Origin of the sequence: Rhodanobacter sp. C05 (assembly GCF_002001165.1) — a bacterium.
Lineage (GTDB): Bacteria > Pseudomonadota > Gammaproteobacteria > Xanthomonadales > Rhodanobacteraceae > Rhodanobacter.
The window spans coordinates 75,869-98,629 of the sequence record NZ_MUNQ01000009.1; the positions used below are offsets into that span (position 1 = coordinate 75,869).

The window sequence follows — 22,761 nt, forward strand, 5'->3', positions numbered from 1 at the left end:
GCCGACGAACGGTAGATCGCCTGGTCAGATGGAAGCTCTGATAGTGAGGGTGCGTCGTACGAGCGGTTCGCAGTATCCGCCAGATCGCAATATCTTGAGGTGTATCGGCTCTGATTGCGCAATACACGGACAGGCTGATGGCCTTTCTACACTAGAGACAGGCCATCTGTGCCTTGATCAAATTCGAAACAGGGAGCAAGCGAAAGCATTCTCATCAAGCCATGCAGCAAAACTCCGGCAGGGACCGCAGGTTTCCATACGTGCAATCCAGCACATTTCCGGCATTAGCTCGGCGTGCAGGAGGCACCGGCAGCGATCGACGAGGTTTGTCCACTACCGAGGGGGCTTACTTGCAGCTCCACACCCGGCACCGTCGAGGTACTGGTGCCTGTGCCGCTGCTGCTGTCGCGATAGCAGGTTGTGAATTCCAGTGTAGTCGCAGCAGGGTCAAGCTGGCCTTGCTGCCCGAAGGTGATGACCGTAGTGCCCAGCGACTGGATAGACACGCCGCTCTGCGTGCCGGTCGCGCGCAACAGTATGTCGGTAGTGTCATACACCTTGTTGGCGGATGCCGCTCCAGCCGGGTAGGTATAGACAATCCAGCCCGGATCATACGTCTGCCCAGATGGGGTGCAGTTGGCTCCGTCCGAGCTTGGACACATCGACACCAGCTGCCCACGGGTTACCGCCTCGGTACGGGCATACGCCATGCTGGCCAGGAGTTCGTTACTCGCCGAACTGACTTGATTGCGATGAATCACGTCGCGGAAGCTGGGTACGGCGATCGCAAGCAGGATCGCTGCCACCAAGATCGTCACCATCAACTCGATCAGGCTGAAACCGCGTTGGCGATTGGACATGCAGGCCATGGCATTCACCAGCAGGTGCCATTGGTGGTGGTGCCAGATGACGTTTTGACCCCGGCATTACTGATGTTCAAGGTACCGCAATCATCCTTGGCCTGATCACCGCCAGCCACCGGCACCGCGGCGGCAACGAACGTCGCTGAAGCGGTGCCGGCGACCACGACGTCCGCAGCGTAATAGCCCTTTTCAGAAGGCGTAGGGTCGGTCGAATAGCCGATATCGGTTACCAGGCCGTACTTGTTGTTGGTCGCGTAGTAACGCTCTTCTGCGTTGGCGATACTCAGCAGCAGGTTCTGACCGTCCGGGCGGCGCGCTCGGTAGCCATACTTGGTGTAGATCGGCAAGGCGATCGCAGACAGTAAGGCGATGATTGCCACCACGATCATCAGCTCCAGCATGGTGAAACCACGCGATCGCTCCATGCACCATCCCCTGTCATTGGTCATTGTTCAACTCCAGCCAGGAACGCCGACGCCAGATCGGCGCATCGAGCGAAAGCGGCGTACCCGCATTGCTCTTTTTACCCGTCAACGTCATGCCAGGCAAGATCAGCGCACCGCCGCCCGCCTGTGTAGCCACCGGCAGGGTACCGCTGGTACGCACGTTATTGACGAGTGCACCGACATAAGGTGAGCCGCCGAGTGACTCCACACCTACGCCAGCACCACCCGTGGTGGCGTCGAAAGCCATCACGGCACCGTCAACACTGGGGTTGCAAGGATCAGAGCTGCCCGGTATGAGCGTCTGGATGATGACCGTATTACTGGCGAAGATCGCCGACGGCGTCACCACCACGCGCTCACCCGATTCGACGTTCAGTTTCATATACCAGCCGCCATCCGTCGCTGGCACCGCATAGCTGGTGACTTCGCGCAATGTGGCGCCCGCATTGGAAGTCGTGCTGCCGGCGGCTACTTCGGTCAACGTCTGCTGCACCAGCCCCTCGTTGCCGGAAACGCCGGAGGTGCCTGCCAAAGTGATCGTCACCGGGTTACCCGAACTGTCCAGTTCGTCACGGATGCCGTAGATCGCCTGCGTGGCGGTGTTGGACGAATCACTTGTACCCAGGTACTTGCCGGTGCCGAACACCACGATGAAGCGGTTGGTGGCTGGATCCGGGAACAGGCGCGGCATCACCGTGATCGGCTGCGCACCCTGTGTGGCCGGCTGGTAGGCCAGCGTCACCTTCCAGTTGGCAGGGCTCGGGTCGCTCAGATCGAAGCGCCACAGGTTGCCGGCAAGGTCGCCCGCGAAAGCCACGTCGTCGATCTGGTCGTTGTTGTAATCACCCAGCACCGGCGAACCCAGGCCGTAGCTGCTCACGCCGGTGAGATTGGAAGGTGTCTTCAGCTCCGCGATCATGGCGCCGGTCTGCGCGTCGAGCACGAACAGCGAGCTGTAGACCACGCCAGCGGAGTCCTTGGGCTGGGTGGGATAACCGGTGGTATTGCAGATGACCGGCTTGTCGGTCTGGCTGCAATCCGGGAAATAGCCACTGGGCACGATCACTACCCACTTGCCATTGGCCAGGCGGCCGACATTCGGCTGACCGTAGGTGAAACCGAGGTCGGTCGCCTTGCAGGTGGTGCCCTCCGTGGTGTTGCCGACCACCACACAACTTGACGATGGGGTCGAATCCGAGTCGAGCTCCCACAGCACCTTGCTGGAGGCATTCGCCTCGGTCACCTTGGTCGGATCCGTAATGTCGAGCCCATACACGCCGCGCCCACCCAGCTGCAGCCCGCCTGCCAGCAGTGAATGCCACTCGGCATGGCTGCTTTCGCTGAAGAACACATCACGCACCACCGGTGTACCGTCTACCGTTGGCGCGAAGGAAAAGCTGCTCGCACTGGTGAGGTTGCCCAGGCCGCTGTATGCCGCGCGCGGCACGTAGGCAAAGGTTTCGTTGCCCGCATTCGTGCCCGCGCTGTAGTTCGTGCAGAGGCCGGTGGTGGAACTGGTGGCCGTGCAGGTCGGTATTGGCGCATAGAACGCGTGCAACATGCCGTCGTTGGCACCTACGTAGAGCGTAGGCTCGCGCGCGGAGTGATCGCTGACGAAGGAGTCGTAGGACTTGTCATCCGTACCGTTGCTTGCCGTCTGTGCCGTGGCCTCGGGCGAACCGGACGGCCAGTTGTCCGTGTACCCGCTGCTGGGGTAACTCACATAGACCGCCTGCGAGTTGATGATGGCGCCAAGCAGGCTGTTACGCGTGCGCATGACGCTGTTGGCCTCCTCAGTACGGACACCACGCAGGTAATTGATGCGGGTGGTCTGCGTGTCATTGGTGCTGTCGGTGGAAGCCGGTGTCATGAGGCCCGTGCTTTCCGCGGTATCGAACGTGGAGCTCGATTCAAACGCCATGCCCGTGACGCTGCCACTGCTGCTCAGGCTGCCGGTGAGGATCGCCCGGTTGGCCGGCGGAGTGGTGGTGGAATTGGTGAGGTTCGAGCCTGCATCCCACATCTCGCTGCCGGTCGTGCCATCCGAATTCAGCACATAGGCCTGCAGCGTGCCCGTCCAGTTGACGGAGCTGTAGCCGATGTCGAAGGCCAGTGCACCGGTGGTCAGCACGCTGGCGTTGATCGCGCCGATCGTGGGGTTGGCGGCACGTGCAGAGATGCTGGTCAGCACGCTGGTCAGCTGGCTGACCAGCTCTGAAGGACTGCGCGCACTGAAGAACTGGCCGCGGCCATCGAGTGCCGCATGCCAGGTATCGTCGATGTTCGAAGCCAGACCGTTACCGGCACCGTCCGGCGTGGGCCAGCCGACGGCACCCAGCGACGTCTTGTTGCCTTTGCGCAAGGCACAGGCGTCCGACGAGCTGGAGATCTTGCAGTCGGTGTCAGTGGACTGGTTGAGCTGACCATTGACGCCCAGGCCGATCAGGTACTCGGACATGTGCGGCCAGGAGGCCGGATCGTTGGTCGGGTTGAAATAGATCTCGTTGCTGATGCCATTGGTCTGACTGAGGTTGGTCGATGACGTGCCCGGCGTGGCGGTGACTACGCCGGTCGTCGTGTCAGGCAGGTACGGTGTCACATACTTGTTGCTCGACGGCGCGTACAGATCCGGGCGCAAGTCCGTAGCCCAGTAGTTGAAGGCCAGATCGGACAGCGAGACTGCCGTGGTGCTGCCTTCGACGTCATGGACTGCCGCGTAGATGGACGCACCGCTGCTGAGGAATTTGTTGCCATCCGGCAAAGTCAGGCTGGATGTGGGCGCGGTGATACTGGCTACGGTCGGCAAACCGGTATCCGCATTCCACAGGCCATCGGTGACCAGCATGTGGAAATTCTGCCGGCACGCCAGTTCGTTGCCGGGGTTGGTGCTTGCGTTGAAAGTGCCCGTGGAAGGTGGCTGCCAGTACGGATCGTGCAGGTCGCCGGTGGCTCCCGTGTTGCCCACCTTCGTGGTGCTGTTGTAACCACGCTGGAAGAACGTGCCAGCACGGGCCAGCGCGCTGCGGCTCGCTGTGCTGTTGGCCGCCGGCACCTGGAAGATCCAGTTGAAAAAGTCGCTGCGGTAGCAGGCCGGTGCCGCAGTAACCGTGCCGGTTTGCTGCGCAGCTGAGCCCAGGGTAGGTTCCGTCGACGCACAAGTGGTTGGCGTCGTATCAATCACGCTGCTGATGATGGTGCTGGCCGGCAGCTTGTAGGCCGTCGTGTTGAGGTTCTGCCATGCGACACGGATCGTCGAGCCGTAACCGCCAGTCGACGTCGTGGCCGCCAGGCTGGAACTGCCAAACACGCGCGATAGTGACGAACGGGCCATCAAGTTGCGTGCGCGGTAATACGCATACCAGTTGGCAAAGTTCTGGTACTGACTGCTGGGTACCGGCACGGCCTCCCAGTTGCTGCTGGTGTAGATGTTCTGCACGTCGGTGGTGGTCGACGGTGTACCGGCAGAGTTGAGGTTGATCACCGTACCTTTCTTCATGCGGTAGTAGAACGGACCGCCGTTTGTGTAGGTATAGGTCTTGCCGTCACTCAGCACGTGCGACTGGCCATCCATGGGGCTGGTGCTGGACCAGCCATCGTCGCTGGTCGAAGCCGTTCCGCACTGCCAGCGATTGTCATTGGTAATCGTGGGCGTACCGGATGTGTTGGTGACACTGACTGTCCACGTGTTGTACTTCGTGCTGGTGGTCGAGCCAATGACTTGGGTCCAGCCAGTACTTGTGGAAGTACCCACCCACGAACTTGTTGCAGTTGTTGAGTCATACACCGCGGTCGCAGTCGCGGCAGTTCCGGAAACAAGCGTGGCAGTGCTGGCCTTGACCGAATAGTAATAATCGTTCTTGTTGGTTCCGCTCGTAATTTTTGTAGCGCTATTCGACGTGCACGAACTGGCGTCCGCGTTGCTTGCACACGCCCCGAAACTCACGTAGTAGGTCTTTGTCGTGGGAAACGTGATGGTCGCCGTGCCAGCCAGATTGCTCTGCGTTCCCGTACCTCCCGAAACCATGTCCGGGTTGTTGTTGTAGCCAGCGGTTGTAGCTGCCGTCACCGCCGATAGCGGCCGGTTCACCGAGACACCATCCGCCCATACCTTGTCCAGGTAGTTCAGGTTGGTCGCAGTGTTGGCACTGTCGCCGGCGTTGGGAAAATTCGTGCCGTTCGCGTAGACAGGCGGGCTATAGATGACGTTGGGGTTGTAGTACACGCCATTCATGGCCAGCGCATCCAGCGTCGAAGTCGCTCCGTCCAGGCTGTCCGCATCCATCATCGCGGCGCAGCGCCACGGACCGTTGCTCCAGTCCACATTGCTCAGACCGCTGATCGTGGCGCCCGAATTGGTGAGGGTATAGGGCGGGTTGTCGCCCATGTGGGTCCACACCATCGAGCCCGAATCGTCGAAGGTCACCACGATGTTCGGCGGTACCGACTGGGTTTGGTTGGGCGGCGTAGGACTGAGTTCCACCGCCCCGGAAACTGCGGTGGTTGCAGCAGAGGCGGGTTCGGAAATCAGGCTGCTGGCAACCACCACAGCGGTCGCCACCGACAATGTCGTGGGTGCCGGTAACGGCACGGACAACCCGGCAACCAGAGTCAGCAGCATGCCTGCACTGGCATTCGGCATGCGCTTGAAGATGAAGCGACGGATGGACATGGCCTGGATGCTCCGACTCAATTGTTTGCTTGCGCGTCGAACGTGCTCTGCAGCACGCGCACGGTGTTGGCGCTGGCGCCGGTGGAACGCGCGGTGATGCGGAAGATGTGGGTGCTCACGGTGCCGGCACCGGTGTTGTTGGGGCCGGTATCGCCGGCCTCATGCTGTGCGCCACTGACTCCCGGTGGCATCTCGATACCCAGATCCTCGATGAGATAAATCGGGTTGTCGGCCAGGTTGGCGGTGACCATGTTGCCGGTATTGCCTGTATAGCCGCTGCCGTTGGGGCCGGTGTAGGCCTTGCCGATGCCGGTGATCCAGCCCTGGCTGGTGAGAAACTTGGTGACGTCCCCACTGGAGCCATACGGCGGATTGCTGGCGTTGTAGATGGTGCAACCGTCGTCGCTGGAGATCGAACCGTTGAGGCAATCCATGTGCGCGCCGACCGTCATGGTGCGTGCCCACAGCTGCCATTCGGCACCGCGCAACCCGGCATTGGCACTCATGGTGGCCTGCTGGTCATTGCGCAGACCGCCGACCATGCGTTCCTGCAGCAGCGAGCGGCCGCTGGCACTGAGCGCGAGAATGGTCAGCAGCAACAGGAAGATCAGCGCCACCACCAGCACCACGCCACGCTGGGCGCGACTGCCGGCCAACGCGAAAGCCGGGTTGGGAATCCGATGAGAAGCAGACATGCCGTATTCCTCAGTGCATCACGGGTTGAAATTGCGCGTGGCGATCATCGCCGTGAACTCGCGTCGCAGCAGCTGGTCGGGGAAACCCTGGTCGCTGGGCTTCACCGCATGCGAAGACGGCGCCGCGAGCGCGGTCGTGGTCGAGTCGAACGAGTAGGTGTACTCCTCCTCGTTCGCGCTCAGGGTAAACAGCGGTATCTGGCCATCCATCAGCAGGTCTACCTCGATGCTCTGCACCGCACGCCACAGACAACCCTTGATGGCACCGGTGGCCGCCGGGTTGGATTCGCCGGGCGGGCAGCTGATGGCGTTGCCACTGGCGTCGGTGGCGGTGTCCACCTGGTTGGCCGTGAGGAAGTGGATCTCGCCGTTGTTGTCCAGCACGCCGTACTTGAAATCCAGCCGTTCGACGCCACGCGCCAGCTCGTATTCGCTACTTTCGCCTGTGACCGTATTCGAGCTGCCACCGTTGACCCGGCGCATCAGCGCACCGGTGTTTGTACCGTTGCTGAGCTGAACCACCTTGAGGTAATAGGTGACGGTCTGGAAATCGCGGTTGACGTCGAACACCTTGACCGCATTCATGCCTGTCATCGCCGCCGGCACCGAGTAGTTGGCGGTAGACGGCGTCAGCGTGGCGCTGGTTTGCCCAGTCACCGCGAAGATTTCGCTCGACGAGTAGTTGGCCAGCATGATCAGGTCATTGGCCTTGATGTAACTCACCGGTTGCTCGCCGGTGATCGGTGCCAGATTGATCGTCTTGAGTTCGTTGCTGACCGTGGGATTGGCCGTGATCGTGCTACCGGTGACACTGCTGCCACTCGGTTCGATCGCCCAACCGGCATTCGGGTTCATGTAGCGCATGGTGAGCACGGCGGAGCCGACCACACGATTGCCCACGGCAGTACCCATGGCGGGAATGCCGAAGCCGCTGGTGGTATTGGTGACATTGCTGGGATCCACCGGCGTGCAAGCCGTGGTGCTGCAGTCGTAGCCACGCAGCCACAGGAACGAGGGCATCGAATACGGCCCCGTGGTCGGTTCGCTTGGATAGGCGACGGTGCCACCGGAAGTACCACCCCAGCTGGTGCTGAGGTCATAGAGTGCATTGGTCAGCAGCGCGCTGGTCGTGCTGTGGGCATAGACCATCGGTGAACGCAGACCATCGAGATAGGGCAGCCCGGTGGCGGTGGTGCTCTGGCTGGCATTGCCGCCGGTATTGCCGCCGTACTGGCTGTTGACCTGGCCAACGTCGTTCTTGATCCGCGCGATGGCGAAACGCCCCTCTTCCTGCAGGGTGGCCAGTTGGGTCTGTGCCTTGTTGCTGCTGGAGGTGGAGGCAAATACGGTGACGATGCCGGCAGCCACCAGCAGGCCCAGCACCATCGCCACCATGAGTTCGATCAGGGTGAGGCCGGACTGGCGCGACGAAGAGACGGAAGCCATCACGGCTGGAACTCCCAGGCAAAGGTTTGCGTTTGCGTTGTTGCGGATTGCGCGGTCTGATCGCCTGTATTGCGCTCGTTCCAAGTGATCCGCATCGCACAGGTACCGCCATAAGGCGGCCGCTTGTCGACCTGTCCACCGCCGACCGGGTCAAAGCTCACTCCGGTACTGGTGCAAGCAATCACGGCTGCGGCACCGGGCGGCAGGAAGGTCTTCAGCTGGCTGCTCCACATCTGCTGGTCATACGCGGCGAGCAGCGCCGGCGTACACCCCGCCGAGCAGTCCTGGGTGGTACTGACCGGATAAGCGGCACTGTTGTATGAGCCGTTCCACACACCAATTGGATTGGCGCTCATGCGATCGGCCATGTTGTGCGCCAGATACGACACCTGGGTGAACTGGTAGCCGGCCACATTGGAACGCGTGGCCATGATCATCAGTCCGGCCAGGCCAAGCAGCCCGATGCTGAAGATCAGCACGGCCATCATCACTTCGATCAGCGAGACACCCCGCTGACGCGACAAGACTTGCATGGAATTCTCCCTGATACCCCTGCGTGCACTGTAACCATCCGCCTTGCCATCGCCAGACCCCAGCCGACAGGCGGTAGGAATTGCCCGACAAACGGCGACGGGCGGCAAACGAAAGGTGATTGCGATCATGCGCGGAAGGGGCACGCGCCAGCCAAGGTGGCGATCAATGTCGTCCCGGTAGTGTGGTCGACTAAGGATGACCTGAATAAGTCTTTGCCCGTCATCCCAGCGAAAGCTGGGATCCAGTGCCGTTGCAAGACATTGAAGACACTGGATTCCAGCTTTCACTGGAATGACGAGTTATCCAGACCATCCCTAAAGCACATCCGGAAAAACAAAGGCCCGCTTGCGCGGGCCTTTGGAGTTCTGGTGCGGAAATAGGAATCGAACCTACGACCTACGCATTACGAATGCGGTTTGCAATTCAATAAAACCAATGAGTTATCTATTTATTTAGGGTTTCTGGCACACTGATGGCACAGTGGGCTGGGAGGTCGCGATGGCAACGATTCGACGGAGGGGGCCGCACCAATGGCATGCCCAAGTGCGGCGGCTGGGTTGGCCAGCGCAGACCAAGACCTTCGACACGCGCGGCGAGGCCGAAGCGTGGGCCGCCCTGATCGAGTCGGAGATGAACCGCGGCGTCTGGCTGGATCGCAGCGAGGCGGAAACCACCACGCTGCATACCCTCCTCGATCGCTACGAGGCCGAGGTCATGCCGGCACTGAAAGGCGCCGTGCGGGAAAAGTCGGTGCTCGGCCTGTGGCGTCTGACGCCGCTGGCCAAGCGCGCCATGGCTACCATCCGCAGCGGCGACATCGCACAGCAGCGCGACGCGTGGCTGTCCGCTGGGCTGGCACCCGCGACCGTGTTGCGTCGCCTGGCGCGGCTCTCTCACCTGTTCAACACGGCGCGCAAGGAATGGGGCATGGAAAGCCTCTCGAACCCGGTCGAGCTGGTGCGCAAGCCGACGCCCAACAATGCACGCACGCGCCGCGTTGCAACGCTACCGGCCGCGACCAAGGGGCGCGGCAACGGTCGCACGACGGACGAACTGGCACGCATCAGCGCAGCGAGCGAATCGCGTGTGCTGCCGGCGATCCTCACGCTGGCCGTCGAGACGGCTATGCGGCGTGGCGAGATCGCCGCGTTGTGCTGGGAGAATATCGACCTCGGGCGCCGCGTGGCGCATCTCCCCGAGACGAAGAACGGCAACAGTCGCGACGTGCCGCTGTCGTCTGCGGCGGTGGACGTGCTGGCGAGCCTGTTGCCCAAGAAGGAAGGCCAGCGGCGCAAAGCGCCGGCGGTGCCAGTAGATCTGCGCGGCTCGGTCTTTGCCACGCACCCTGATGGCATCACGCAGGCATTCGAGCGGGCGATGCAGCGCGCCCGCACCACCTTTGAACGCGAATGCGCCGACCAAGGTCGGGCGCCCGATCCGGCGTTCCTGGTCGACCTGCGATTCCATGACCTGCGCCATGAAGCGACCAGCCGACTAGCCTCGCGCTTCCAGCTCCACGAGCTGGCCAAGATCACCGGTCACCGCGACACTCGCATGCTGCTGCGCTACTACCACCCTGACGCAGCCGACCTAGCCAAGCGACTGAGCTGATCCGCTTAGACTTAGAACCCGTAATATCCATGGATGGCGCCTTTGACAAGCGCCTCTGTTCCGGCCTTGGTTGCCGCCTTGAATGTTTCTCCAATCCATTTCGCAACAGCTGGCCCCACGCTGTTGCGCTTGTGCTCGATGACGCCAGCATCTGCTTTGATTGCAGTGTCGAGCCCCTTCAGCTCATCGTCCGCAATGCCTAGCTTTGCCAGGCTCTCCATCAAGGCGGCTTCGTTATTGACCACATTAACGTCAGACGACAGCTGGCCGATGCTTCCAGAGTTCACGACAACCGTAATGTTCGAATTCATTGCGTTGTTGAACAGACTGCGCACCTCTCCATCGGGGATCGCATCCTTCAACTGACCGGGTGGAGTTTCAGTTGGCACTCGATCACGCAGATTCAGAGCGAACTGCAGCAGACGAGTTCGAACCTGTGTAAGGATCTGCCGCGCACCACCAGCCGGCGGGTGCGCCCACGCGGCTTGCACGGCATATCCAGTCGAACACATTTTGGAGAGCGGCCCATAAAATTCCGGAGGGATTGGAACGGCGAACCGCTCGCCCTCGTCTTCCTTCTTGGCAAGGTGCTCGATTCCACCCACTCCCTGTCGGACATTCCGCATGGTCAGGTTTTCGCGAAGTCTGTCGCTCAAACCGATAACTGGAAGTGTCTGGTCCTTATAAAAGTAATAACCGTTTCCGATCGTCCCGGTGAGGGTGAGCGACTGAGAGCGATAGGGCGGGACCGGAGTGTCATCGGGGTAGCCTTCTAGTTCGGCTTTGACCCACGCTGCCATTTCAGTATCACCCAGCTGATGAGCGAGCACCTGAGCCCGAATCAACGCATCTTCCATCGCGCAGCCTGGTTGGCTAAGGGTGTCGATCAGATCATCAATGGTCTTCATAGCAGTCCGTGGCACTCGCTAAGTAGCAAGGATTTGCCAGAAAATAGCAGGTTCGCCAAGAGAGCGATGAGGTGGGGGCTGGGAGCGCGCAGCCGGCTGGAGCGGGCTCGATGACGGTGGGCGGTGTCTCTGGTGCGTGCACCGATGAGAATGCATCACGGGACCGATGACGCCTGATCAGAGGAGCGCTCCGCGCTGATCACTCACCCGGTGGTTATCACCTTGCCGAAGATGATCAGGTCTACCAGCGATGATCAATCCGGCCGATCATGATCACTGGGCTGCTCCCTATCAACGGCTCCGCTGTTGATACGCCGGACCTGGGGTTTACCCCCGATATCATGCGACTAGAAATTGGTGGATGAATGGCGATGACGAATGCAGAAGCCGACGAGACAAAGCAACAGGACCGTGTCCGCATGAAGGCCGTTTGGGAGGGTGAGCGGTTCGAGGAGATCCTGAACACTCCAACGTGGGTAGTCTCCGATCCAGGCCCGCTTCGCGGACCCGTCCTCGCGTTCACGATCAGGCGTACCGATGACCACCAGATCGAATTGCTTACGATCTCCGAGACACCATTCCCGACCACGCCACAGCAGGTAGGGCCCATGATAGCCGGGCCACGGGCCGGAACGGTCGGCCCAGCAATGGATGTAGTTGAATTGAGTGGGCCCACAGGGACCGTGATATTGGGGGGAGTGGTGCCATTCGGCCTCAGCGGCACATCTAATTTCGCCAAAGCTATCACACGATACGAAGAGCGCTCCTTGGTGCACACCATCGTGCAGTCCCCAAACGCCACTGACGTTGTCGGTTTCCAGTTCGAGTGGATAAACAATGCGGAACTACACGGTCCATTGCCCCACTCATTTAACGTGAAGGACGAGGAGGCCTCTGTACTATCGTTTCCAGGGAGCCAGAAATCAATTGAGATTCGGTCGTCATCCAGTGGCGGCAACTACGGGCATTGCTATCGCATCACCATCGAGGATCGCGAGATTATCTTCGGAGAGATCCCAGGCGCATCAGATCGAAGCAAGCGGGGCCAAGCTTACATTCTGTATCAAGGACAGGCCCCCGCTGAGTTCAGGCGCAAGTTTCGCGAGTGTCTCTCGTACGCATTTGGCCGGCCGCTGATCTACCTTGGGTATAGCCTTCTGACAACGGACTCTGTCCGATGTGGATTTGAGGTTGTTGCGGGGTTTAATGCCGATCATACGCGATATGCATACGTAGGCTTGCCGCCCGCGCCGCTATTCGAAGGGCGCTATATCATGGTCAACGAGCGGGTGACGACGCGCCTGCTAAAGGGCTTGTTCACCCACTACGATGCCCTCAATTTCCTCCATGTCAGCTGGTTGTACTGGTACGGCCTTTGTTCCGCCCTGCACAGCCAAGCCGTCCAGGTGGGCGCAGCCATCGAAGCACTACAGGCGGCTCACGCAGATGCCTATCCAAACGCATACAACACCAAGTTGATGTCGCGAGAGAATTTTCTCTTTTTGAGGACGGGTGTTGAAGCATTGGTAGCTCAGATGAGCGTTGACGATAGCGTGAAGGCCGAGTTGGGTAAAAAGGTTGCGAATCTGAACAGTCCGTCTCAGCGAGTGATCAACGAGCGCTTCTTCGAGGCGCTGAAATTGCCAATGGGGCAAGAAGAAATTCAAGCCTGGAACCGACGCAATGACGCTGCTCATGGAACCGGCACTGAGGACTATCGCGGCTTGATCAAGGACATCAAGCTGCTGATGAACATATTCGCGCGCATCGTCCTCCGTATCAGCGCGGGAAGCGACTGCTACGTAGATTACTTCACGCCCGGGTTTCCAGTTCGCAAGCTGGAAGAGCCGGTCTCAAGTACAAATCCGCATCTAGGTTTTACACAGCCCTGCTGAGAAACGATCACCTCGCCACGGGGAGCCGTGCCACATGGAAGTAGGGCGTATCCGCGCCCCCACGCCCCTCCAAAAGCGGCCAGTGATGAATGACTACGATCCACTTGCGTCGGCCGAAGCAACGATCTTCACGGTGGCGATCAGCGTGACGCCGGTCGAGGTGTTCTTGATTGTGATGGCGATGGTTTCCGCTCCCAACCCTCCGTTGACGTTATTCGGCAAGGACGGTCCCCGGTAATAGAACAACGTGCCGAGACCGATCGTCTGCGTACTGCTCATGGACTTCCCTGCGCCGATCGTGTTGTAGAACGACACAGATCCATTCGTTCCATTCGAATCTACGGTAACGGCCGGCGTCGTAGTTATTACATAGCTTGATGCCGAATCACCTGACGGTAGCCAGACGCCCGATGCCACCGTTGTCGTCTTGGTGTTGACCTCCCGTACTACCTCGTAGGTGCCACTCGGGTCAAATTCGATGTAGAGCTGGGCGGCGCACGACCAAGTGCCACCGCTGCCCATGGGAGCGCAAGCTGCCATGTAGCGCCCCCCATTGATCGGCAGCGATGCTGGCGCGGGTGTGGGGGCCGGTGCCGGTGCCGGTGCTGGTGCGGGCGCCCCGCCGCCGGTGTTGATTGTGATGGAGCTGCTTTGCGTGTTGGGCACCACGTCGCCCTGGAAGGTCGAATCGACCCCCGGTGTTTCTTGCTGGCTGGACATGGCGCGCGGGGGCGTGGTGACCGTCTGGGCAGCGGCCGAGGCGGTGACCAGGCAGGCCAGTGCGAGGAAAGTTGTTTTCATCGGGCGGCACTCCATCGCAGCGCTGCGCGCTGCTTGGCTGATTTGAGTTCGCGAGCGGCTGCGGGGTGCTCGATCCTGGTCGCCGCCCAAGTTGACACGACCAGGTCGCAGAACCGAGACACGGCCAGTTCAACCTCGGCGTCACCAAAGGCCACAAGCAGCCCGGTGCGGATGGATTCACGCATGCAGATCCGCGCGATCGTGGCGCGGTCGGCGCAAATGTGCAGGTCGCCGGCATGATCCAGCCAGGCGAAGATCGGAGGGAGGCGCGATGGAAGCGATGCGGCGGCGGCGAACTCGCCGAGGTAGACCGGGGCCATGTCCCCGGCGGCCACACGGGCCAACAGCAACTCAAACAGCTTCTGATTCTGACTTTCCATTAGGCGCCCCCGTTGAAGAAAAACCCCGGGGCCTCTTCCGAGGCCCCGGGGTTGGGGCGAGCTGGTCGCCCCGTCCGCATGAGGCATCCTCCTAGGGGATGCCAAAACGATGCTCGACGGGAGCAATTCGAGAACGACTTTAGCAGCACGTTTCGGATAAAACAACAGTAAAAACATAGTGTTGAAGTGACGCGCTGTGCCGCGCTATGCAGGGCACTGCCCCAGTGAGTGTCGTGTTGTGCCTTTGTCTAAGTCGGCATTTGCGGCCTTATGCTGACTTGCACCGTGTAGTGCCTCGCGCGCGAGCGCGCGGAATAGAAATATCTATACAGATAAAGCTCCTGCCCTTCGCCTTCCCTGGCTCCGCCCCGTCGCCTTCGGCGCCGGCCTGGGGCGGGCCTCCTGCCCGCCCTTGATCCACGCTCCCGAAACTTTTCCCCGCCGCCGTGGTGAGTCACGCTCGGGGTCGGGTGACAGCTCCGCTGTCACTCGGCGTCGAGCCGCTCGCCCTTCAGGGCGAGCAGCTTTTGAAACAATGCACTGTAGCTACGAAGCGAGATACCGCGCGCGAGGTACAACACGACACTCGCTGGGGCAGTGCCCTGCATAGCGCAGCACTGCAAAGCACAAAAGCGGGTTTTGCGGGGGAGGCATGCGGTGGGTGCGATGGGGTGGTCGGCGCAGCCCGCAGGAGCGGGCTGGGTGAAGGGCCGCGGCGTTACCGACAGCAAAAGGGCGTATCCGCGGGGGCTTTGCCCCCACACCCCCGCGTCGCCCCTATCGGATGAGCTGGGCGACCTGGGCAGAGGTGGCCTCCTGGCCCGCGACCATATGGCGCAGGCCGGCATGGAGCCCAACCAGCACCGCAGCGGCCAGCAAAAGACCGCCCAGGAGGCGTGCGGGCGCCGAGGCCACAACGCCCATAACGATGGCAGCCAGGTTCGCGCAGGTGTCGGTGATGTGGTTCACGGTGTGTGCCTCTCTCTTGGTGGTCGTGAGTGCCGAAGCAGCAGTGGCCCTTGGGCCGTCTGCTGCTTCGGTATGGAGACCGAGGCGGCTGGAGCTGGGCATGCTGTCAAGGAGGGCGCGCGAAGCGCGCAGCGAAGGCTGGCGCGGGATGGAGGGATTTATTTCGCAGGGCTTCACCGCGAAAAAAATCCCGACTGACACGGGCCGAAGTGGCCCTTGACTGCGTGAACTGCGAAAGCCAAGGGGGACCCACGCGGCGTAGCCACGTGGGGGAGCAGGCCGCGCTCGCGGCCGAATCCCCGCAGGCCCGCACACGGGCGCCGTTGGCGATGCGTGTCGCGTAGCGGCGCGCGGCGACGTATCGGCGCAGGAGCGCCACGCGCAGCGGGGTGCCCTGTCTGCGGTCAATCCTCGGGTGGCTCGGCGAACTCCAGGTGCCAGATTTTCATCTGGCCGAGCTCAAGCCGGCCCGGCTCGGGCTCGGCCCAGAAGATCCAACCCGGGTCGCAACCGCGTTCCTCGGCCTCGCGCCAAACCGCGTTGCGAATGAGGACGGCCAAGCGCCGCGGTGCCACGAGCAACGTGGCACCGATGGCGCGATCGAGTGCAAGGATGCGCGTGCCGGCACCGGCCTGCCGATCGAGAATCGAGGGGGCCAGCGATCGCGCCCAGGCGGTGCTGTTCTTGCCGGTCGCACCGCCGGACTTTTTGCTTAGCTCGACCTCAACGCCGACGCATATTTCCATCTGGCCGCCTGGGTGCAAAACGAAGGCGCCATCCGGAACGTGCAGCCCGGCGGTGCTGGTGTACTGGGTTTCGATTTCGGCCTCGGGCGACGCGGTGGCTTCCTCCTCGTCGTCGGCCGCGCGCGTGAATCCAAACGTAGCTATCAGCGCGAGCTGGTCGTGCCGAAGGGTCGGGCCGGGAGACCAGGTGGCGCCCGGATTTCCCCTGCCGAGGAACCGCGTTGCGGCCGGCCGCTCGTAGGCCGAGGCGGTGGCCGGCGTGGTCAGCCAGGCGTTCGATCTCTCCCCGACAATGGTTGTGCGGTGCATCGCGCCGGCTTCGACCAACCGCTGCAAGACGCGCTGCACAGTGGCCTGTGACAGACCGAAGTGACCGCCGAGGACGAGCGCGACCGGCCACGTGATGACGCCGCCGGATGAAACTACGGCGGCCAAAAATTTCGCGTCGTTGCTGGCCATGTGAGCCTCCGAATTGGTGAGAGTGGTGCGGGACTGGTGTGAGAGTGGAGTGGGAGTAACGGCGTCGGCGGTCGGTTTCACGAGTTGGGGCCTCTGCATCGCGATGCATGGGCGCTGCATTGCGATGCAGAGGCCCCAACGTGTCGAGGTCGCCGCGCCCGAAGCGCAGCCAAGAGCCAGGCGGGTGCGCGGGCGCACCAGCAGCCGAAACCGAGCGGTGCCGCAGGCTGCCGGGGTGGGAAGCCCCCCGGCCGGGCTGGCGCCCTAGCCCGCGCCTGGCTGCCGCCAGGCCGCACGGCCTCGACTGCCTTCGGCCCTCCGGGCCTGCGCGTCGGCTCCGCCTCCTTGCGCCGTCCCCGCCCCCAAGGGGCGGGCACCCCCCTTTCATGCGCGTCTCCGGCTGCGCCTTTGACTGAAAGGGAGGTGCCCGCCTCTCCGAGTCGGGGACGGGGGGCCGGCTGGCCCCCCACGAGCCGACCGGCCGACGGGGGTCGGCCTGGGGTCGGGTCGCGCTCCGCTTGCCCGACGCCCTCGACTCGCGGCTCCCCCAGCGCTTGCTGCGGGGCAGCAAGTGTGGAGCCTGCCGGCTCCCCCGCCTGCGGCGGCTCCCCCTGTCCGCGTAGTCACGCGGAGGCCTCCAGCCCCGGCTGCGCCGGCTCCCCGGGCGGGGGCGCGCCCGCCCCCTGCACCCGCGCCGAAGCTTCGAGCTCGGCGGAGATCTCGGCGGCGAGCTTGGCTGTGGTCGCCGCGTTCGCGGAGCGGCGGCGTTCCTTGCGTGCCGGCACCTGCCCCACAGCAGCTTGCAGCCACGCCTCCACATCCTCCGGCCGCCAGAGCGGCTTCCTCGTGCCGCGCGGGGTACACGTTGGCGGGACTCGATGCTGCGCGCGCCGCAAATCAGACAGGATGGTTGAGCGCGCGCGCCGCAGCACGGCGGCCAGATCTTCCACGGTGAGCATCGGCCGAATGCCATGCGACGGGGTCGTGGCGTTAGCCATGGCGCACCGCCTTGCCCGCCACCTTACGCGGGCGGCCCGGCCGGCGCGGTGGCTGGGCCGCCGGTTGCACCTGGCGGGACAGCCAGGCGTCGACGTCGATGCGGCGCCAAAGCAGTCGCCGCGTGTCCGCGGGCGTGCAGGTCGGCGGCACGCGCCAAGGCGCGCGTGAGCGGTTATTGATGATGGTTTGCGGGGAGCAGTGCAGCAGGGCGGCCAAGCAGGCCAACCCAATGTACTCGTCCATATGTGCCTCACGTGGTGAGGCCGTGCGCTGGCGCGCGAACGAGCAAGGCCGCCGGCGCAAGCGCTACGGCCCAGAAAGTTTGGGGGTAGCGATTACGCGCTCGACGAGCCGCGATTCGGGATCGATCCTACCGACTACCTCGACGCACCGCAATACACCTACGACGGTGGGCATGCTGGCACAAATTTGGCACAACCACGCCGGTATTTCGTGGTATCTGAAAGTATTCAGAGGTATGCGATGGTATCGCATACCTCTGTTTTTAAAGGGAAATCTTGGTGCCGGAAATAGGAATCGAACCTACGACCTACGCATTACGAATGCGCCGCTCTACCAACTGAGCTATTCCGGCAAAGAGCCGCGGATTTTACGGTGTGGCACATGCCTGGCGCAAGCATGAGGCCCGGTTTTGCCGATGCTGCGCCAACTGTTGTCGTGTCCATGGCATTCGCCACGACTCGGTCTCGGTCGACAATCCAGGCGAAGTCGGCGGCTGAATCAGAGGCTGGCTGCGGTATTGCCGCCGACCATGCGCAATTCCTTGGGCAACGCGAACGTAATGTTCTCCGGCTCGCCATCCAGCTCCTGCACTTCACCGGCACCCCAGGACTGCAAGCGGGCAATCACATCGCGCACCAGCTTTTCCGGAGCCGAGGCACCGGCCGTGAGACCGATGCGCCTGACGCCGTCGAGCCAGCTGCGCTCGATGTGTTCGGCGCCATCGATCAGGAATGAGCGCACGCCCTGTTTCTCCGCCAGTTCGCGCAAACGGTTGGAGTTGGAGCTGTTGACCGAGCCGACCACCAGCATCAGATCGACGGCGTCGGCGAGCCGGCGCACCGCATCCTGACGGTTCTGCGTGGCGTAGCAGATGTCGTCCTTGCGCGGCCCCTCGATGTCGGAGAACTTCACGCGCAAGGCTTCGATGATCGCCTTGGTGTCATCCACCGACAGCGTGGTCTGGGTGACATACGACAGTTGATGCGGGAATTTCGGTGCAAGCGTATCCACGCATTCCAGTGATTCGACCAGCAGGATCTCGCCGGTGCTGGCTGTATTCCACTGACCCATGGTGCCTTCGACTTCCGGATGGCCGGCATGGCCGATCAGCACCACGCTGCGGCCGATGCGGCCCAGCCGCGCCACTTCCATATGCACCTTGGTGACCAGCGGACAGGTGGCATCGAACACCTTGAGGTGGCGCTGCTCGGCTTCCTCGCGCACCGCCTGTGACACACCGTGCGCACTGAAGATCACCGTGGCGCCATCAGGCACTTCACACAGCTCCTCGACGAACACCGCGCCATCGGCGCGCAACTTGTCGACCACGTAGCGGTTGTGCACCACCTCGTGCCGCACGTAGATCGGTGCGCCCCACGATTCCAGCGCACGCTCGACGATGGCGATGGCACGATCGACGCCGGCGCAGAAGCCACGGGGATTGGCGAGCAGAATGTCCACAACAGCCCTCGATGGAATCTCGACAAGCGATTCCGGCCTGCGCCGGAATGACGAGAAGTTGGAATTATCGCATGCTGCCCGCAGACTTGCCGGCGAACAGCCCGAATACGATCAGCAGCACGGCACCAACCGTGATGCCGCAGTCAGCCAGATTGAACACCGGGTAGCTCCACTGGCGGAAATACACCTGGATGAAGTCGGTGACCTGCGCGGCATGCAGACGGTCGATCACGTTGCCGATGGCGCCACCGACGATCAACGCCAGCGGCACGCCGGTACGCCAGTCACGGCGTGGCGTACGTGTCAGCCACACCACGAGCACCGAGCTGATCACCAGCGCCAGCAGCACAAAGAACCAGCGCTGCCAGCCGCTGCCATCGTCCAGGAAGCTGAATGCGGCGCCGCGGTTGAACGCCAGTGTCCAGTTCAGGAATCCGGGGATCACCGCGTGCGGCATGCCCATCGGCTGCAATGCCTGCACCGCCCACCACTTGCTGAGCTGGTCGAGCGCGATGACGGCAGCGGACAGCCACAGCCAGACGAGTGCGTTGGGTTTGGTGGTCATGAGGCGTTGGGGCTCGGTAATGGGCAAATGGATTGAAGCATTGCGTACTGGAGAACCTGGATTTGCTCCTCCCCACGCATGGCAGGGGGAGGCTGGGAGGGGGTTCGCCTTTGACTTTAGAGAGACAAACTCAAGAGCCACCCCTCCCCAGCCCTCCCCTGCCTCGCAGGGGAGGGAGCACATCGAGATCAGAACCAGCGACGCGTTTCGCCCGGGCCTTCGACATTGCTCACGCAGCGGCCGCACAGCTCGGGGTGTTCGGCATGGCTGCCAACATCATCGCGACGATGCCAGCAGCGCACGCACTTCGCCGCATCGCTGACCGTGGCCGACACCCACACATCGGCGCCTTCCAGCTCGGTCAGCACTGCATCCTCCGGCTGGCCGCCAGCCAGATCGAGGCGCAGCTCCGACGTGATGAAGAAGAAACGCAGCTCGTCTGCCATCGGCGCATAGCGCGCCACCGTGGCGGCATCGGCATGGATCGCCAGTTTCGCCTCCAGCGCGGCACCGATCTGCTCGGCCTTGCGCATGCCTTCGAGTACGCGAGAAGCAGTGTCGCGGATCGCCAGCAGGTCGGCCCAGTAGCGACGCTGCTCCGGTGAGTTCTGCATGGCGGCGAGCCCTTCGTACCAGGTCTCGAACAGCACGCTGTCGCCACGCTCGCCCGGCAACTGCTGCCAGATCTCCTCAGCCGTGAAGCTCAGCACCGGCGCCAGCCAGCGCACCAGCGCCTCGGCGATGCGGTACATCGCGCTCTGCGCGCTGCGCCGGCCATGGCTGTCGGTCGGCATGGTGTAGAGCCGGTCCTTGGTGATGTCCAGATACAGCGCACCCAACTCGTTGGTGCAGAAGTTCTGCACGCGCGCCACGATCTCCGGGAAGTCGTAACGCTCGTACGCGGCCAGCACAGCCTGCTGCACGTCATACGCCTGCTGAATCGCCCACTGGTCCAGCAGCAGGCTGTCTTCGACCGACACCAGATGTTTGTTCGGGTCGAAACCATCCAGATTGCCGAGCAGGAACTTCGCCGTATTGCGAATGCGCCGATACGTGTCGGAAACACGCTTGAGGATCTCGTCAGAGACGGTCATCTCGTTGCGGTAATCGGCCGAGGCCACCCACAGCCGCAGGATGTCAGCGCCGAGCGTATCCATCACCTTCTGCGGCGCGACCACGTTGCCCAGCGACTTGGACATCTTGCGGCCGTTCGCATCCACCGCAAAGCCATGCGTGAGCACATCGTTGTAAGGCGCGCGTCCGTGAATCGCCGCCGAAGTCAGCAAGGACGACTGGAACCAGCCGCGATGCTGGTCGGAGCCTTCCAGGTACATCACCTTGTAATGCTTGGCCGTGCCTTGCTGCAGCTCCGGGCGCTGGCCGATCACCGCGAAGTGCGTAACGCCCGAATCGAACCAGACGTCCAGCACATCGGTGACTTTCTCGTAGTCGTTCGCCTGATCGCCGAGCAGCTCGGCCGCATCCAGCGTGAACCACGCATCGACACCGCCCTGCTCCACTTTCTTCGCAACCTGCTCCAGCAGTGCCACGGAATCGGGATGCGGCTCCTGCGTGGCCTTGTGCACGAACAGCGCGATCGGCACGCCCCAGGTGCGCTGGCGCGAGATGCACCAGTCCGGGCGCCCGGCCACCATGCCGGCGATGCGCTCCTCGCCCCAGCCCGGCACCCAGCGCACGTCCTTGATCGAGGCGAGCGCCGTCTTGCGCAGATCCGCCTGCTCCATCGAGATGAACCACTGCGGCGTGGTGCGGTAGATCACCGGCGTCTTGTGGCGCCAGCAGTTCGGATAGCTGTGCTCGATCTTCGCGAAGGCGAGCAGCACGCCACGGCGACGCAGCAGATCGACGATCGCGTCGTTCGCCTTCCAGATGTGCATGCCGGCCAGCTCGAGACCGTCGGCCGCAGGCGTATCGGCGCGATAGGTACCACGCGACTCGATGTAGTTGAGCAGGTCGATGCCGTATTCGCGCGCCACCACGAAATCCTCGACGCCGTGATCGGGCGAGGTATGCACGGCACCGGTACCGTCCTCGGCCGAGACGTGCTCACCAAGGATCACCGGCACGACGCGCGGATAGAACGGATGATGGAGCTGAGTACCTTCCAGCACCTGGCCGGTCGCGTGGCCAAGCACCACCGCATGTTCAAGGCCGTAACGCTGCACCACCTTGTCGACCAGCGCGCTGGCGATCACCAGCAACACGCGCTTGCCGTCGCGGGACGGCCCTTCGATCAGCGCGTACTCCAGCCCGGCACCGAGCGACACCGCCTGGCTTTCCGGCAGCGTCCATGGTGTGGTGGTCCAGATCGGGATGGCGACAATGGCATCGCCCGCATCCACGCCGAACTTCGCTGCCAGCGCTTTCGGATCGACGGCGTCATAGGCCACGTCGACGGCGGGTGAAACCTTGTCGCCGTATTCGATTTCCGCCTCGGCCAATGCCGAGCCGCAGTCAAAGCACCAGTACACCGGCTTTGCACCGCGCACCACGTGACCGTTCGACACGATGCATGCCAATGCGCGCAGCATGTCGGCCTCGTAAGTGAAGTCCATCGTGCGATACGGGCGCTGCCAGTCACCGAGTACACCCAGTCGCTTGAAGTCGGTGCGCTGGGCGTCGACCTGCTCGGTGGCGTATTCACGGCACTTCTGCCGGAACGCGGCGGCATCGAGCTTGTCGCCCGGCTTGCCAAACTTCTTCTCCACTGCAATCTCGATCGGCAAGCCATGGCAATCCCAGCCCGGCACGTACGGCGTGCGATGGCCAGCCAGCAGCTTGGACTTGACCGTGATGTCCTTGAGGATCTTGTTGACCGCGTGGCCGATGTGGATCGAGCCGTTCGCATACGGTGGGCCGTCATGCAGCACGAAGACGCTGTCGCGATCGGCGGTCTTCTGCTGGATCTGCGCGTAACGGTCGATCCGCTCCCACTCGGCCAGCCACGCCGGCTCGCGCTTGGGCAGGTCGCCGCGCATCGGGAAATCCGTCTGCGGCAGATTGATCGTGCTCTTGTAATCGTGGGTCATTGCCTGGATGCCGTTACTGAA

General features: G+C 62.5%; 18 protein-coding genes and 1 tRNA gene. 2 read left to right on the forward strand and 17 right to left on the reverse strand.

Features of this window, described 5'->3' with window-relative positions:
- Window positions 1-284 precede the first annotated feature (284 nt).
- From B0E51_RS08345 to pilV, 6 genes are read right to left on the reverse strand one after another with little or no spacing between them, the layout of a single operon-like run.
- A complete protein-coding gene (locus B0E51_RS08345) occupies window positions 285-869 on the reverse strand; it encodes a GspH/FimT family pseudopilin (RefSeq protein ID WP_143525854.1) in 585 nt (194 codons plus the stop codon).
- A 5-nt stretch (window positions 870-874) separates the two neighbouring features.
- Window positions 875-1,264 (reverse strand): type IV pilin protein, encoded by a 390-nt coding sequence (locus B0E51_RS08350; RefSeq protein ID WP_168172607.1) that lies wholly within the window; start codon window positions 1,262-1,264, stop codon window positions 875-877.
- Window positions 1,265-1,301: 37 nt separating this feature from the next.
- On the reverse strand, window positions 1,302-5,978 hold the full coding sequence (locus tag B0E51_RS08355; protein WP_077444442.1) for a PilC/PilY family type IV pilus protein: 4,677 nt from the start codon (window positions 5,976-5,978) through the stop codon (window positions 1,302-1,304).
- Between the two features lie 17 nt (window positions 5,979-5,995).
- The gene (locus tag B0E51_RS08360) at window positions 5,996-6,673 is read right to left on the reverse strand and encodes a PilX N-terminal domain-containing pilus assembly protein (protein WP_077444443.1); all 678 of its coding nucleotides are present in this window, start codon (window positions 6,671-6,673) and stop codon (window positions 5,996-5,998) included.
- An 18-nt stretch (window positions 6,674-6,691) separates the two neighbouring features.
- Entirely contained in the window at window positions 6,692-8,119 is a 1,428-nt protein-coding gene (locus tag B0E51_RS08365; protein WP_077444444.1) for a PilW family protein, read from the reverse strand.
- On the reverse strand, window positions 8,119-8,652 hold the full coding sequence (pilV, locus tag B0E51_RS08370) for a type IV pilus modification protein PilV (RefSeq protein WP_168172608.1): 534 nt from the start codon (window positions 8,650-8,652) through the stop codon (window positions 8,119-8,121). The genes B0E51_RS08365 and pilV overlap by 1 nt, the downstream gene beginning before the upstream one ends.
- Window positions 8,653-9,151: 499 nt before the next feature.
- Between pilV and B0E51_RS08375 the strand changes: the two genes are divergently transcribed.
- Entirely contained in the window at window positions 9,152-10,264 is a 1,113-nt protein-coding gene (locus B0E51_RS08375) for a site-specific integrase (RefSeq protein WP_077444446.1), read from the forward strand.
- Window positions 10,265-10,275: 11 nt separating this feature from the next.
- Here the strand turns inward: B0E51_RS08375 and B0E51_RS08380 are convergent, their stop codons facing one another.
- Entirely contained in the window at window positions 10,276-11,172 is an 897-nt protein-coding gene (locus tag B0E51_RS08380) for a hypothetical protein (RefSeq protein WP_077444447.1), read from the reverse strand.
- Between the two features lie 371 nt (window positions 11,173-11,543).
- On the opposite strand from B0E51_RS08380, the gene B0E51_RS08385 reads away from it, so the two are divergent.
- Window positions 11,544-13,067, forward strand: a complete 1,524-nt coding sequence (locus B0E51_RS08385; RefSeq protein ID WP_143525856.1) for a hypothetical protein — start codon at window positions 11,544-11,546, stop codon at window positions 13,065-13,067.
- 93 nt (window positions 13,068-13,160) lie between these two features.
- Here B0E51_RS08385 and B0E51_RS08390 read toward each other — a convergent pair whose 3' ends face one another.
- From B0E51_RS08390 to ileS, 10 genes are all read right to left on the reverse strand, one after another.
- Entirely contained in the window at window positions 13,161-13,868 is a 708-nt protein-coding gene (locus B0E51_RS08390; RefSeq protein WP_143525857.1) for a hypothetical protein, read from the reverse strand.
- Window positions 13,865-14,248 (reverse strand): hypothetical protein, encoded by a 384-nt coding sequence (locus tag B0E51_RS08395; RefSeq protein ID WP_077444450.1) that lies wholly within the window; start codon window positions 14,246-14,248, stop codon window positions 13,865-13,867. Before B0E51_RS08395 ends, B0E51_RS08390 begins: the two co-directional genes overlap by 4 nt.
- Before the next feature lie 777 nt (window positions 14,249-15,025).
- Window positions 15,026-15,217 carry a hypothetical protein gene (locus B0E51_RS19190; protein ID WP_143525858.1) on the reverse strand — a complete coding sequence of 64 codons (192 nt, stop codon included), beginning with the start codon at window positions 15,215-15,217 and terminating at the stop codon, window positions 15,026-15,028.
- 404 nt (window positions 15,218-15,621) lie between these two features.
- Complete coding sequence (locus tag B0E51_RS08405; protein ID WP_077444452.1) at window positions 15,622-16,422, reverse strand: hypothetical protein; 801 nt, start codon at window positions 16,420-16,422, stop codon at window positions 15,622-15,624.
- Window positions 16,423-17,045: 623 nt separating this feature from the next.
- Complete coding sequence (locus B0E51_RS19590) at window positions 17,046-17,420, reverse strand: hypothetical protein (protein ID WP_174570619.1); 375 nt, start codon at window positions 17,418-17,420, stop codon at window positions 17,046-17,048.
- A complete protein-coding gene (locus tag B0E51_RS08415) occupies window positions 17,413-17,664 on the reverse strand; it encodes a hypothetical protein (RefSeq protein ID WP_077444454.1) in 252 nt (83 codons plus the stop codon). The genes B0E51_RS19590 and B0E51_RS08415 overlap by 8 nt, the downstream gene beginning before the upstream one ends.
- 276 nt (window positions 17,665-17,940) lie before the next feature.
- A tRNA-Thr gene (locus B0E51_RS08420) sits at window positions 17,941-18,016 on the reverse strand.
- 146 nt (window positions 18,017-18,162) lie between these two features.
- Window positions 18,163-19,125: a 4-hydroxy-3-methylbut-2-enyl diphosphate reductase gene (ispH, locus tag B0E51_RS08425; RefSeq protein ID WP_077444455.1), complete on the reverse strand. Its 963-nt coding sequence runs from the start codon at window positions 19,123-19,125 to the stop codon at window positions 18,163-18,165.
- Between the two features lie 64 nt (window positions 19,126-19,189).
- Complete coding sequence (lspA, locus tag B0E51_RS08430; RefSeq protein ID WP_077444456.1) at window positions 19,190-19,690, reverse strand: signal peptidase II; 501 nt, start codon at window positions 19,688-19,690, stop codon at window positions 19,190-19,192.
- Window positions 19,691-19,878: 188 nt separating this feature from the next.
- Window positions 19,879-22,740 carry an isoleucine--tRNA ligase gene (gene ileS / locus B0E51_RS08435; RefSeq protein WP_077444457.1) on the reverse strand — a complete coding sequence of 954 codons (2,862 nt, stop codon included), beginning with the start codon at window positions 22,738-22,740 and terminating at the stop codon, window positions 19,879-19,881.
- Window positions 22,741-22,761 lie beyond the last annotated feature (21 nt).

Excerpts from the sequence above, each read along its gene's own strand:
- B0E51_RS08345 (WP_143525854.1), bottom strand. The coding sequence starts at position 869 with ATGGCCTGCATGTCCAATCGCCAACGCGGTTTCAGCCTGATCGAGTTG.
- B0E51_RS08350 (WP_168172607.1), bottom strand. The coding sequence starts at position 1,264 with ATGCTGGAGCTGATGATCGTGGTGGCAATCATCGCCTTACTGTCTGCG.
- B0E51_RS08355 (WP_077444442.1), bottom strand. The coding sequence starts at position 5,978 with ATGTCCATCCGTCGCTTCATCTTCAAGCGCATGCCGAATGCCAGTGCA.
- B0E51_RS08360 (WP_077444443.1), bottom strand. The coding sequence starts at position 6,673 with ATGTCTGCTTCTCATCGGATTCCCAACCCGGCTTTCGCGTTGGCCGGC.
- B0E51_RS08365 (WP_077444444.1), bottom strand. The coding sequence starts at position 8,119 with ATGGCTTCCGTCTCTTCGTCGCGCCAGTCCGGCCTCACCCTGATCGAA.
- pilV (WP_168172608.1), bottom strand. The coding sequence starts at position 8,652 with ATGCAAGTCTTGTCGCGTCAGCGGGGTGTCTCGCTGATCGAAGTGATG.
- B0E51_RS08375 (WP_077444446.1), top strand. The coding sequence starts at position 9,152 with ATGGCAACGATTCGACGGAGGGGGCCGCACCAATGGCATGCCCAAGTG.
- B0E51_RS08380 (WP_077444447.1), bottom strand. The coding sequence starts at position 11,172 with ATGAAGACCATTGATGATCTGATCGACACCCTTAGCCAACCAGGCTGC.
- B0E51_RS08385 (WP_143525856.1), top strand. The coding sequence starts at position 11,544 with ATGACGAATGCAGAAGCCGACGAGACAAAGCAACAGGACCGTGTCCGC.
- B0E51_RS08390 (WP_143525857.1), bottom strand. The coding sequence starts at position 13,868 with ATGAAAACAACTTTCCTCGCACTGGCCTGCCTGGTCACCGCCTCGGCC.
- B0E51_RS08395 (WP_077444450.1), bottom strand. The coding sequence starts at position 14,248 with ATGGAAAGTCAGAATCAGAAGCTGTTTGAGTTGCTGTTGGCCCGTGTG.
- B0E51_RS08405 (WP_077444452.1), bottom strand. The coding sequence starts at position 16,422 with ATGGCCAGCAACGACGCGAAATTTTTGGCCGCCGTAGTTTCATCCGGC.
- B0E51_RS19590 (WP_174570619.1), bottom strand. The coding sequence starts at position 17,420 with ATGGCTAACGCCACGACCCCGTCGCATGGCATTCGGCCGATGCTCACC.
- B0E51_RS08415 (WP_077444454.1), bottom strand. The coding sequence starts at position 17,664 with ATGGACGAGTACATTGGGTTGGCCTGCTTGGCCGCCCTGCTGCACTGC.
- lspA (WP_077444456.1), bottom strand. The coding sequence starts at position 19,690 with ATGACCACCAAACCCAACGCACTCGTCTGGCTGTGGCTGTCCGCTGCC.
- ileS (WP_077444457.1), bottom strand. The coding sequence starts at position 22,740 with ATGACCCACGATTACAAGAGCACGATCAATCTGCCGCAGACGGATTTC.